Raw genomic sequence first — 12,526 nt, 5'->3', positions numbered from 1 at the left:
ATGAACTAGTGGGCATGAAGGTCGGTGTGAATCAGCCGGTTCCCGGCCACGGCGTCGACTACAGCGCCCGCGTGGACGGCCGCGGTGGCTACGTCCCAATCGGGGAAAACTCTAGCTGGAAGCGTTTTTAGATCCTCCCACCAACCCGTGTTGCGCCATCGATCGGAAAGCGAGCGCAGACCCTCGCCGGTCCRGCGGGAGATGTCGTTGACGACGTCCCGGACGCGGGGTAGGTCAGGAGAGCCGGGGATGAGGTCCGCTGGTTGGCCGGTCGCATGCTCGAAGCCAACCAGCAGCCAGTCATCGACCTGGCATGCGAACCGTGGACTCGGCGTGATTCCTGCGGCGAGGTGTCCGAACGTGTGCTCGTTACGGAGCCAGCGTGCTCGCCGGCCGCCGCCGTGGACGCCTTTGACGACCAGCCGCTGCTCACCCGCATCCACGACCGCGGCGAGGTCGCAGCCGTCCCCGACGTCCACCGAGTCGGCGGACGTGACGGGTCCGGTCTGCGCCTCAACCGCGTCGCGGACCTGCGTCGGCAGATCATTCCACTTCATGGGAAGTTCGACTCCGCTACTTGGGGACCCGGCTGCCCTTATTTTCGTCGCCGTCCTTGCCGCTTGCCGAGCAGTTGCCCTCGTCGGAGCATGTGGAGCACTTCGCCCACAGTTCGTGGTCGACGGCGTACCCGGCCTGTTGCATCAGGGTGATCGTACGAGCGTGCCTGGCTGCGCTGATGCTGCGGTCGGGTGGCGCGTCGTCGGGCACGTGGTGGATGAAGTGGYCGGCGACCTGCCGGCAGAACAGCTTGTACTCCTTGGTGTGCAGCAGAAAGGTGTGCCAGCCCAGGTCGATGGTGTGGCTGGGCACATGCGGCGTGTCCGGGTCCTCGCCGCACGCGGCGAGGAAGGCCAGAGCCCGGAGGCACCGACCACCATCGGCGCGCGTACCCGTTCGTGTCGCCGTTACCGGGGCATGACCCTTGAGACCCTTGCCGGCCTGACTGGCCTGTCCAAAGTATCGCAGTCGAGCGGGGCGACGGCGGGAAGGCACCCGAGATCATGCGTGGTGTGGATACGTCGGTGCTCGGTTCCGGACGTYGCCGCGCACAGTTCCTCACCGATTTCGGCCGAGGACTTGCCCAGTCGCGCGGCAAGGACAAACAAGCCCTCGCGGTACTCCGCGAAGCGGAACGGCTCGCGCCAGAGCTGGTCCGGACTCACCCGCTCGTGCGGGAGACTGTTGCCGTCATGCTCCAGCGTGCCAGAGCGAACGTCGGAGGACGTGATCTACGCGGACTGGCCTACCGAATGGGCATCGCTTGACATAGCCACGGGCCGGCGGGATGGAGGGGAGTGGTGGACCGTTGGCCACGTGGGAGCACGGGTTGTCGGATTCGTGTCCTGTTTTCGTGTATTCGGGATTTGTGGTCCGGCTGGGCCGGGTCTGATGGGTTCAGGTCGGCGGGGCGGCGTTTCCGAGTGTTCCATCATGCCACATTTCCCCTGGGCCTCACTAGTACCGCCGCTGGGCGTATCCCGCCGGTCAGTAGCCCGCTCTCGAACGACACAGCGCCTGCCCGGTCTGGGTCAGTCCGTGGCGCTGCTGGGCGTATTCCCCCCGCCTGGTGTGATTACCATACGTTGATGGTACCTTCGACATGTTAATGCTCCCGGAAGGTGTGGTTCTGCTCGGGGTCGAGGACCTCCAGCAGCGCCGCCGTCGGGTCCCCCCGGTAGTCGGCGCCCAGCTTGTCGACCTCGTCGAGCAGCACCACCGGATTCATTGAACCCGCCTCGCGGATCGCCCGGACGATGCGGCCGGGCAGCGCGCCGACGTAGGTCCGCCGGTGACCGCGGATCTTCGCCTCGTCCCGCACGCCGCCGAGGGCGACCCGGACGAACGACCGGCCCATGGCCCGGGCGATCGACTCGCCGAGTGATGTCTTGCCGACGCCGGGCGGACCGGCGAGTGCCAGCACGGCACCGCCGCGCCGGGAGCGCCGCGGGATCCGCCGGCACGGGCGGCTTCGACGGCGGCTCGGATCTCACCATCGGACATGTCGAGAGACACGACCATGCCCGGTAGCACGACGGCGTCGTCAATGGGCAGGACGGGCAGCACCCGGATCTGTGGCATGTGGTCCACTCTGACGTGAGGAAGTTGAGTCACTTACACTGAAGTCCTTTCAGCTTGCCGTTGTTCCCAGGGTTTATCGCTGAGGGTGAACGATTCCCGCTCGTGCCCTGATGATCAAAAAATTCGCGGGAAGGATCGAGGGTGGCCCGTGGTTGCGCGGGTTGGTAGTTGCATCTACAAGTAGAGGCRCCGGGATGAGCTGCTCGAACTGCTCGAACTGCTCGAACTGCGACCTGAGCCCGCCAGGAGGACGACATGCCTGCCGTCACCGCCGATACCGTCCGTCTGCCGCGGCTGGCTGAGCCCGTGCTCGGCGAGGTCGACCGTCCGGTGCGGAGGATGACCACCGCGCCCACCGGGTTGGAGGGCGAGGGCTTCCCGGTGCGTCGGGCCTTCGCCGGAGCACGGCTCGCCGAGCTGGATCCGTTCATCCACATGGACGAGATGGGCGCCGTCGACTACGGGCCGGGCGAGCCCAAGGGAACCCCGTGGCATCCCCACCGCGGATTCGAGACCGTCACCTACATGATCGACGGAACCTTCCAGCACCAGGACTCGCACGGCGGCGGCGGACTGATCGCAGACGGCGCCACCCAGTGGATGACCGCCGGCGCGGGCATCCTCCACATCGAGACGCCGCCGGAGGAGCTCGTCGTCAGCGGCGGCCTGTTCCACGGTGTCCAGCTCTGGGTGAACCTCCCGGCGAAGGACAAGTTCTCCCCGCCGCGGTACCAGAACCTCGAGGGTGGCCAGGTCTGCCTGGTGTCCTCACCGGACGGCGGTGCCCTGCTGCGGGTCATCGCCGGTGACACCGGGGGCCACCGGGGCCCGGGTGCCACGCATACCCCGATCTCCGTCGTCCACGCGACGCTGACCCCCGGCGCGGCGGTGCACGTGCCGTGGAACCCCGAGTTCAACGCCCTTGCCTACGTCCTCGGTGGCCGGGGGAYGGTGGGCCCGGACGCCACGGCGATCCGGGCCGGTCAGCTCGCGGTCTTCGGAACGGGGGATCTGCTCGGTGTCACCGCGGACGACCGGCAGGACGCGTCCTCGCCGAACCTCGAGGTCCTGCTGCTGGGCGGTCGGCCGATCCGGGAACACGTCGAGGTGTACGGCCCGTTCGTCATGAACACCCGGGCCGAACTGCGCCAGGCCGTCGAGGACTATCAGGCCGGCCGGCTCGGGGTCATTCCGGCGAACGCACTTATGCCGCATCGCGCCTGAACCCGACGGCATTCCGGGGTTCGGGGCGGCCGCCCGGCCCGTGCTGTCGGTGGTCCCCGAACCGGACGCCAGGCGGTCAGCCGGTGGGTTCGACCCGGCCGTCCTCGGGCCGGCCCGTCGCCCACCTCTCCTCAATGCGGCCGTACTTCCAGACCAGCAGAGCGGCGGCCCAGGTGGCGACGAACAGGCCGACGACGAAGTAGCCGACGACGTTGAGATCCAGACCCGCGATCCAGCCCCAGAACTCGCCGGTGAGATGTGCCTTCTCGGCGAGGATGCCGAGCAGTTCGACGCTGCCGATGAGGAACGCGACCGCGACGGACAGCCCGGTAATGGTGATGTTGTAGTAGAGCTTGCGGACCGGTTGGGAGAAGGCCCAGGCATAGGCGAAGTTCATGAACGAGCCGTCGATGGTGTCGAGCAGGCTCATGCCGGCGGCGAACAGGATCGGCAGGACGAGGACGGTGTACCAGGGCAGGCCGGCTCCGGCGGCGCCGGCGGCGAGGAGGAGCAGGGCGACCTCGGTGGCGGTGTCGAAGCCGAGACCGAACAGCACGCCGAGCGGGTACATCTGCCAGGGTCGGGTGACCGCCCTGGTGAAGCGGCCGAGGACGCGGTTCATCAGCCCGCGGGAGTTCAGCTGCTCTTCCAGGCCGGCCTCGTCGTACCCGCCGCGGCGCATGTCCCGGAAGACCCTGATGATGCTGAGGAGAATGCCGAGGTTGATCGCGGYGATGGCGTAGAGAAAGCCGCCGGAGACGGCGGTGCCGATCCAGGCGGTGATGTCGTGCAGGGTCGAGCCGTCGGCTTCGATCTGCCCGGCCAGGGAGCGGACGCCCACGCTGAACAGCAGCATCAGGGCGAACACAATCGTGGAGTGGCCGAGGGAGAAGAAGAAGCCGACGGACAGTGGGCGCTGACCGTCGGTCATGAGTTTGCGGGTGGTGTTGTCGATCGCGGCGATGTGGTCGGCGTCGAAGGCGTGGCGCAGGCCGAGGATGTAGGCGGTGACTCCGAGACCGACCCCGAAGACCTGGCCGTCGGCGCCGAAGCGGTAGTGGTGCGGCGCGATGATTGCCGTGAGCGTCACCCAGCCGATCACGTGTAGCCCGACGATGACCGCGGCCATGCCGCCGACACGCGCCCACTCCCGGCGGTCGAGCGCCCCGCGGACCCGGGCGGGAAGACCCCCCCTCGGCATGGTGCCGGCCTGCGCGACCATGGCAGGGCTCCCCTCGCGGTGCACCCGCCGACGTGGACGGGGAAGTTTTTGTGCGGCGGGCAGAGGAACGATAACCAGATCATGGATGCTTCTGCAACTAAGTTGCAGAAGCATCCATGATGCGGAGCTTTGCCGCCGCCGCGAGCCGCGGCCCCGGTCGCTGGGCATCTCCGGTCGCTGGGCATCTCCGCTCGCCCGACCTTCAGTGGCCCGGAGGCTCCTCCCCCGGGCCCGTCCGGGGAGACGGCGGGCCCGGCTGCCCCGCCTCGCGCCGTCGTTGCAGCTGGGCGACGAGCTGGTCGCTCGCCAGCAGCAGCACCGTGAGCCAGGAGATCGTCGCCACCTTCCCGAACGCGGCGACCCAGTCTCCGTCCGTCGGCAGCGCATGCCGGGCCTGCACCTGCAGCACGTACAGGGCGCTGACGCCCAGGCAGACCACCGGGCCGACGCGGGTCAGCAGCCGGCCGCGGGGCACGAGCAGCGCCACGGCCGTCGCCAAGGCGACGATGACCCCCGCTACCGGGGAGACCAGCACCGCCGAGAGCAGACCCATCCCCAACACGGCGAGCACGGTGGTGCGCGGGCCGACACGCCCCGCCCGGACGGACCACGGCTCGGCTGTCGGCAGATCCGGCTCCGGTGCCCGGGACGACCGGGACGACCGGGACGCCCGCGTGGCCACGGTCGCGCGGGCTCGGCGGGTGTAGAAGATCACCAGTGCTAGGGAGAGCAGCACCGTCACCGCGGACAGCGCCAGGGCGAACCACACGATCCGTTGTGGGGTCCAGGTCAGCGTGACGGTGAACCCGGCGGCCGTCGGGGTGATCCGCCAGCCGTTCGCGTAGCCGTCCACCAGCCTGGGGGTGCCCAGGTCGGCGCCGCCCACGGTCGCCTTCCAACCCGGGGAGAGGCTCTCCGCGAGCACCAGCCAGAACGGGGTACCGGGCCGCGCCCCCGTCACGTCGACGGTGAAGGATGTGTCGCCGGCCGATCGGACCGTCACCCGTGGCGTGGCGGCCGACGTCGTTCCGGTGGTGCCCGTCGTTCCGGTGGTGCCCGTCGTTCCGGTGGTGCCCGTCGTTCCGGTGGCGGCCGTCGCGGCCGGTGGGGTCCCGGCGGGGGAGACGGCGGAGGCGGCGCCGGTCGCGTTCAGCCACGGGCCGCCGCCGACGTCCGAGGCCAGCAGCAGGCGATCGAGATCGATGCCGGCGAGGGCCCCGTCGGCGGTCCGGATCACGTGCTCCCCCGGGCCGAGGGTGACCGGCTGGCCGCAGGTGGCGACGGTCAACCCGAGCCGGTTGACCGCGTCGGCGGTGCCCCCGGTGACCTGCACCCCCACCGGCTGACCGTCGATGCTCAGCAGGTCGGTCCGGCAGGGCGCGGGGATCTGGGCCGGCAACAGCCCCGTCGCGGTGCTCCCTGCCGTGCCTGCCGTGGGCTGACCGGTGCCCGCCGTGGGCTGACCGGTGCCCGCGGCAGGCACGGTCGCGAGGCCGGGTATCCCGATCTCGGCGAGGCCCACCGGCATCGCCAGCGGCGAGCGACTGATGGGGTCGATGCTGGTGACGGTCCGGGCATCGTCGATGACGAACTTCCACGTGCTGCCGGTGACGGCCGGGAAGGTGAGGGTCACCTCGCGGGTGCCCCCGCGCGCCGAGGTGTCGGTGACCGCAGGCACGGTCACCGCGCCGACCCGCTGGCCGTCGACCTCGATCCCGATGCGGGTCGGGATCGAGTGCCGACCGTCGGCGACGATCGACATCGTCATCGACGAGACCGTCAACGGGGTCGGCGAGGCGACCTGGATCCAGCTGCCTCGCGGGTTGCCGATGCCCGGGCTCCACGCGGTGGCCGGGTTTCCGTCGAAGGCGCTCGACGCCCGCGCGGCGAGCGATCCCGGCAGCCGGCCGGAGGAGGTCACCACCGGGAGGGTGGCCGGGCGGCCCAGCACCTGGTCGACGCGATCGTCGGGGGAGTAGGCGGAGACGCGGGCGGTGCCGGTGAGCGCGAACGTCCGGGCCGTGGGYAGGGAGAACGACCGGCTGATGACCGACTCGGTGTCCTGCTTGAACGGTTCCGACGGGTTGGCCCGGTCCCGGGACACCTCCAGTGCCAGCCGGTGGCCGAGGGAGGCGGCACCGGCGGCGTCGAGGCTGTCACTCGGCATCCGCAGCACCTCCTCGGCCGTCAGCGGTGCCCCGTTCGCTCCGGGGATGGYGACCTCGGCGAACCCGACCGCGGAGACGTTGTCGTAGCTGCGCTGCCGGCCGGTGTTCGTCGCGTCGATGTGGATGCGTAACGTTCGGAAGGCCCGGGTGGGGAAGCGCACGACCTGCCCGGCGGCGGTGCGGGAGGCGTCGGTGAGCGCGACGGTCACCGGGGAGCCGCCGTCGAAGGTCAGCGTCGCCCGGGTGATCCACCGGTTGCGCGGCCCGGTCAGCGGCTGGACGAGGCGGATCTGGTTCGTCGTCGTCGGCTCGGCCAGCGTGGTCTGCCAGGCCTCCCCGGTCGGGTCGGTGAAGGCGCCGACCCGCCACGCGGTGCCCGGGTCGCCGTCGATCGCGCGGACCGGTCGGTCGGACGCCCCGTAGGAGAAGCTGTTCCCGTAGCTGGTGGCGGTCACCTCGGCGATCTTCGCCGGGGATCCCGGGGCGTGCAGGGTGGCTGTGGTCTCGCTGGTGACGTTCTGATCGGGGAACAGCGGCAGCCGGTTGTCGTTCGGGTCCTTCGCCAGCGGCCTGACTCCGGGTTGCTCGACGTAGCCGAAGTTCTCCCGGATGCCCGTCCACCGTTCGGCGCGCCGCCGGTTGGTGTCGGTGACGAGCAGGTCCGCACCGTCGTCGAGGGCTTGGCGCATCGCGGTGGGATCGGTGGCGAGTTCCGGGGCGTAGAGGATCGCCCGCCCGTCGGCGATTGGCTCGGCGAGCAGGCCGGAGGCCGCCGCGTCCACCAGCGCCTCCCCGTTGCCGCTGACGAGCAGGGGCCGCGCGGTGGTGGCGGTGCGCACGATCGGCTGCGCGCCGCTGACCGGGAAGACGGCCAGCGCCGGCGGATCGGGCACCGACGGGTCGGTGCCGAGGKTGACCTCGTCGGTGAACGGGATGCCGGGATCCTCGGCAACCGGCGGTCCGAAGGTCTGTGGTACACCCAGCCCGTCCGGTCTGTTCGAGGTGAACAGGTTCCAGGTGGCCCGGGGGCGCGGGGTCCGGTACCGCTCGTAGGCGAGGTTGCTGCGCAGCACCACGTCGCCTACGCCCATCAACCGGGCGAGGTCCGGCAGGGCGGAGGTCTCGAACACCCCCTCCTGCAGCCGGCGGTCCAGCGAGCGGACCAGGTCGACGCTGCCCGCCTCGCCGTAGGGGATGAGTTCCCGCATGACCAGCGGACGGTCCATCAGCCCCTCGGTGACCGGGTCGAGGGTGCTTCCCCAGCGGTAGTGGGAGAAGTCGGCACCGGGAAGCTCCAGCACCCGGGTGCCGTTGTTCCTGGTGTCCAGGGCGCGCGCGAGTTCGGTCTCGTAGGCGGGGACGTGCTCGGGGCGTTCGAGTAACGGCTCGACGAACTCGCCGCGGAACAGCGGTGACATGTCGAGGGCCAGCAACAGCAGGACCACCCCGGTGGCGAGCGGCGGAACCAGCCGTCGGCGCCGGCCCGACCGGACCGGCCGCCCACCGGGGGCAGCCGTAGCGGTCGGACCGGCCGCCGCGTACCGCTCCCAGAGAGCTGCGAGCCCGCCCGCGAGCAGCACCGACATGCCCAGTGCCACCATGGGGACCGCCCGGGGCAGCGAACGCAGCGCGAGACCGGCCGTCGATCCCTCGGCGAAGTCCTTGAACAGCCGTCCCCAGGGAGAGGGATCGTCGTACGGGTAGACGCCGACGGCGATCGTGGTGCCCAGCAGGATCAGCGCGACGAAGTAGCCGCGCTGGCCCCAGCGGATGGCCGAGGCGCCGATCAGGGCGAGGATGGGTATGGTGAAGCTGACCGCGATCAGCCAGATGCTCTGGGTGTAGTGGGTGGCCGGCCCGATCCACGGACCGAGCGCGTCCTGTCCATAGAAAAACCAGTTGCCCAGRCCCCGCAGCACCTCGGAGGCCTKCGAGCTGCTGGCGACCGTCTCGATCGTCTCGGTGAAGGCGAGGACGTTGAGGCCATAACCGGCCTGGGTGTAGAGCCCCGCGATCYACCACGCCGACGTGACGAGGACGACCAGCACCGCACGGGTGCACATACTCACGGCGGCRCCGAGTCGGACCTCGCGGGTACCCCAGACGGCGAACGGTATCCACAGCAGTGGGGCGAACAGGATGAAGATCAGGCTGGAGGCGTTGATGCTGCCGATCGTCGTGACCACGAGGGCGAAGGCGGCGGGGAAGCGCCATCCGGCGGGACGYCAGCCGGCCCGGCCGGGCTCCGCCTCGCGCAACCCGCGCAMGGTGATGCCGATCAGCCAGCCCAGTCCGGCGTAGGGCAGCAGGATCGCCGAGATCCGCGCCTCGTATTCCAGGATGTAGGGCGAGAGCATGTAGCCGAACGCGGCGACGAACGCGAAGCGGTCGGGCCAGCGCAACGAGCGGAGCAAGAACAGCACGCCGGTGCCGGCGCCGAACAGGATGGAGCCCGTCCACAGCCGCTGCGCGACCCAGTCGGGCAGGCCGACGAGATCCAGCAGCCAGTAGAAGGCGCCCTGCGGAAACAGATAGCCGATGTTCTGATGGGTGACGGTGCCCATGCCGATGCCGGGGTCCCACATGGAGACCGCTCGGCGCAGCATCCGGCTCGGATCGAGGTAGAGGTATGCCTTGGTGTCGGCGCCGATCTTTCCCGGTGCCGTCGCCAGCAGCGGCAGATACGCCACGGCGGCCAGCACCAGGGTCGGCCAAGAGGGCGGTCGCCGCCGGCGGATCGCCGCCGAGGCCGGACCGGACTCGGGGCGACCGGACTCGGGGCGACCGGACGAGGCCGGACCGGAGGGCGACGTGGTCACGGTCACCGGATCACCGCAGTCACCGGTGCGGCCCAACCAGGTCCGCGGCCCGGGCCGCGCTGGAGCGGCGGCCTTGATGCCGGGCCGCCTCCCGGACTAGCGCCGCGAACGTCGAGCGAGCCGTCTGCGCCCAGGTGAAGGTCGCCGCATGCGCCAGCGCCCCGGCGGACAGGCGGGCGCGCAGATCGTGATCGGTCAGCACGCCGGCCAGTGTCTTGCCCAGGTCGGCCGGATCCTCCACCAACACGCCGGTCTCGCCGTCGACGACCGCGTCGGTGTGTCCGGCGATCTTCGTCGCGACCGACGGCGTGCCGCAGGCGGCGGCCTCGGTGATCGTCATGCCCCAGCCTTCACGGGCCGAGGCCGAGGCCAGCACCCAGGCGCGCCGATACAGCGTCAGCAGGGCGTCGTCGTCGACCCGCCCGACGAGGCGCAGCCAGCCGCCGGCTCCGGCAGCGGAGATCCGCTTCTCCAGCTCCACCCGCTCGTAGCCCTCGCCGACGATGACCGCCTCCATCGTCGGATGTTCGTCGTGGGCGTGGACGAGCCCGTCGATGAGGACGTCGAACCGTTTCACCGGCACCAGACGCCCGACAGCGAGGACGAGGGGATGCGGCGAGCGCTCGCCGGCGGGGGAGAAGGACGGGTCGATACCCGGCGGCACGACCGAGATGTTGCGCGGCGGCAGGCCGAGYAGGTCGATGATCTCGTGCCGGGACGACGGGGACAGMGTCAGGATGCGCGTACGCCGGTACAGCGGTGGTGCGATCTTGAATTCGACGGTCTCGCCGATCCTGGCCAGCTTCGGGGACAGCACCATCCGCCACATCTCGGCATGCACGTGGTGCAGGAACACCACCCGGGGGCAGCGGGCCCAGACCGGAGAGAAGAACGGCATCCCGTTCCAGATCTCGACCAGGCCGTCCCAGGGCCCGCCGCGGCCCAGCGCGCCGGACACCGCCGTGCGCGGGAAGACCGAGTACCGGCCCGCCTTGCGGACCACCGTGTAGCCGTTGCGGTGGACGGACTCCGGATGGCCGGACGCCACGGCCGTGCGCAGGCTCACGTCGATGCCGGCCTGCGCCCACAGCTCCGCGACCTTGTCGGCGTGCAGCTCCGACCCGCCCGACTCGGGGTCGTCGAGGTCACGCCAGGCCAGCATGTGCACGCGGCGCAGCCCCGAAGTCTCGACCAGCTCGGCGAGGGAGGGCCGGTGCGGCGCGGCCTCGATCCCGGGCGCTCCCACCTGCGCGGCCAAGAGGCCCGGCGGGACCGGGACGGCCGGCGGCACGACGAGGCCCGCGGGGGTCGGCGGGATCGTCGCGCCGGGGCCGCGCCGATTGCTCGCGGCGCTCATGCCCGAGCCGTCCGACGGGCGGCGGCGAGCACCGACAGGCCGGTGACGATGGCCAGCACGGCCTGGCAGGCGAGGTCGGCGCGGGCGGTGCTCGTCGGTGATCCGTCCGCCCACAGCATGAGGGGGACGGTCGCGGCGGCGGCCAGCCCCAGGGCCAGCAGTACGCCTCGCTCGCCGAGAGCGAGCAGGTAGTGGGTGAACAGCACGGTAGCTCCGAGACAGGTCATCGCTGCGGCCAAGGGGAGAAGCGCGCCGGAGGMATCGGTGAAGCGAGGGCCGAAGGCCAGGGAGAGAAGTGTGTCGGGTGCGAGGAGAGCGGCGGAGAGCAGCCCCAGCGCGGGGACGAGGAGTATCGCTAGCGTTGCTCCGAGTTGATGGAGGGCGTGCTGTCCGAGATGTCGTCGATCGGYGGCCTCCGGCAGCAGGAAGCCGGCCAGCACGACCGCCGCCAGTACGAGCACCTTGCTGGCCACCGAGACGGCCGCGTAAGAGCCCGACCGGTCGGGGGCGAGCCGGCCCTGCATGAGGACGTCGATGTTCTGCAGGAGGCCGAGCATCGCCAGCGCGACGAGAGCGGTGCCGACCTCGACGGCCAGCCGGGCCGTGGGCGCCGCGGGCGAGCCCGGCTCGGGCGACATTCCCACGACCGCGTCCGGGTGGCGGCGCAGCGTGGACCGCGTGTGGGCGAGGGCGGCCAGCACACCGAGCAGGACGGCGATCGCCGCGCCGGTCTCGTCCAGACCGGCGAGCACCAACCCGATCGTGAACACCGTCTTCACCGCGGCGTCGACGAGCAGGTTGGCGGCCAGCGCCGGATAGAGCCGGYCGCACTGCAGCAACCCCCGGTCGACGCAGAGCAGACACCAGGCGGCACCGGCGGTCACGATCTCGGCGACGCCGCCGGGACCGGGCAGCGACAGTTCGTGGGCCACGAAGCCCCGAGCGGCCACCGCGAGCATGGCGACGACCAGCACGAGCGCGACCCCGACCCGGCGGACCCGGCGGACCCACTGCGCCACCAGGTCCAACTGCCCGCTGTGCTGCCAGGTGGTGATCCGCCGGACCACCCCCACGAGCAGGGCGCTGCCCGGCATGGACACGATGAAGAAGATCGCGATCAGTTGGGCGACCGCGCCGTAGGATCGGGTACTCAGCGCGCGTGCGATGATCAGCGTGACGCCCATGTTGGCGAGGTTGGCGAGCAGGCCGGCCAGCGCCAGCGGGATGGCGCCGCGCACCGCCCCCCGCAGCCGGGTGCCCCGGGTCTGTTTCAGGCGTTTACGCAGCGTCCAGCCGTCGGCCGCGATCGCGGCCGACGCGCCGCCCGGCTGGGCGGTATTGCGCTTCATGCGGAGTCCTCCCCGACGACATACGCAGGGGTACTCCCCGCCCCGCGCAACGGAATGCCCGCGTGGGGCCGGTTCACCCGCGCCGGGGTGGTCGGCCGCCTGGTACGTCCGGGAACGGTGCTCAACGGATTGTCAGTGCCTTGTCGGCCGATTCCGTCTCGGTGGCGACGTCGGCGTCCACCATCATCGCCACCAACTCCTCGAACCCCACCCGCGGCTTCCACCCCAACACCTCCCGCGCCTTCGAC

At 70.9% G+C, this 12,526-nt stretch carries 7 protein-coding genes and 2 pseudogenes; 1 reads left to right on the top strand and 8 read right to left on the bottom strand.

Annotated features, from left to right (window positions below):
* Positions 1 to 5 precede the first annotated feature (5 nt).
* From Manayef4_RS20775 to Manayef4_RS20760, 3 genes and pseudogenes are all read right to left on the bottom strand, one after another.
* Positions 6 to 557, bottom strand: coding sequence for a hypothetical protein (locus Manayef4_RS20775; protein ID WP_070133013.1), 552 nt, complete (start codon positions 555 to 557; stop codon positions 6 to 8).
* A 16-nt stretch (positions 558 to 573) separates the two neighbouring features.
* A complete protein-coding gene (locus Manayef4_RS20770) occupies positions 574 to 870 on the bottom strand; it encodes a hypothetical protein (RefSeq protein ID WP_070133012.1) in 297 nt (98 codons plus the stop codon).
* Positions 871 to 1,666: 796 nt separating this feature from the next.
* Positions 1,667 to 1,996, bottom strand: a pseudogene (locus Manayef4_RS20760) (AAA family ATPase); the annotation flags it as partial.
* A gap of 398 nt (positions 1,997 to 2,394) precedes the next feature.
* Here Manayef4_RS20760 and Manayef4_RS20755 point away from each other — a divergent pair.
* Positions 2,395 to 3,363 (top strand): pirin family protein, encoded by a 969-nt coding sequence (locus tag Manayef4_RS20755; RefSeq protein WP_070133009.1) that lies wholly within the window; start codon positions 2,395 to 2,397, stop codon positions 3,361 to 3,363.
* Between the two features lie 76 nt (positions 3,364 to 3,439).
* On the opposite strand, the gene Manayef4_RS20750 is transcribed toward Manayef4_RS20755, so the two are convergent.
* From Manayef4_RS20750 to Manayef4_RS26835, 5 genes and pseudogenes are all read right to left on the bottom strand, one after another.
* A complete protein-coding gene (locus Manayef4_RS20750; RefSeq protein WP_070133008.1) occupies positions 3,440 to 4,585 on the bottom strand; it encodes a HoxN/HupN/NixA family nickel/cobalt transporter in 1,146 nt (381 codons plus the stop codon).
* A 202-nt stretch (positions 4,586 to 4,787) separates the two neighbouring features.
* Positions 4,788 to 9,578, bottom strand: coding sequence for an alpha-(1->3)-arabinofuranosyltransferase family protein (locus tag Manayef4_RS20745; RefSeq protein WP_070133014.1), 4,791 nt, complete (start codon positions 9,576 to 9,578; stop codon positions 4,788 to 4,790).
* Positions 9,579 to 9,591: 13 nt separating this feature from the next.
* Positions 9,592 to 10,929 (bottom strand): glycosyltransferase family 4 protein, encoded by a 1,338-nt coding sequence (locus Manayef4_RS20740; protein WP_011435501.1) that lies wholly within the window; start codon positions 10,927 to 10,929, stop codon positions 9,592 to 9,594.
* Positions 10,926 to 12,278: a hypothetical protein gene (locus tag Manayef4_RS20735; protein WP_070133006.1), complete on the bottom strand. Its 1,353-nt coding sequence runs from the start codon at positions 12,276 to 12,278 to the stop codon at positions 10,926 to 10,928. The genes Manayef4_RS20740 and Manayef4_RS20735 overlap by 4 nt, the downstream gene beginning before the upstream one ends.
* A gap of 121 nt (positions 12,279 to 12,399) precedes the next feature.
* Positions 12,400 to 12,526: pseudogene (locus Manayef4_RS26835) on the bottom strand (GDP-mannose 4,6-dehydratase); the annotation flags it as partial.

Source organism: Frankia sp. CgMI4 (assembly GCF_001756285.1).
GTDB lineage: Bacteria > Actinomycetota > Actinomycetes > Frankiales > Frankiaceae > Frankia > Frankia casuarinae.
Note: the sequence above shows the minus strand (reverse complement) of the source record. Positions and strands in the feature narration are given on the sequence as shown.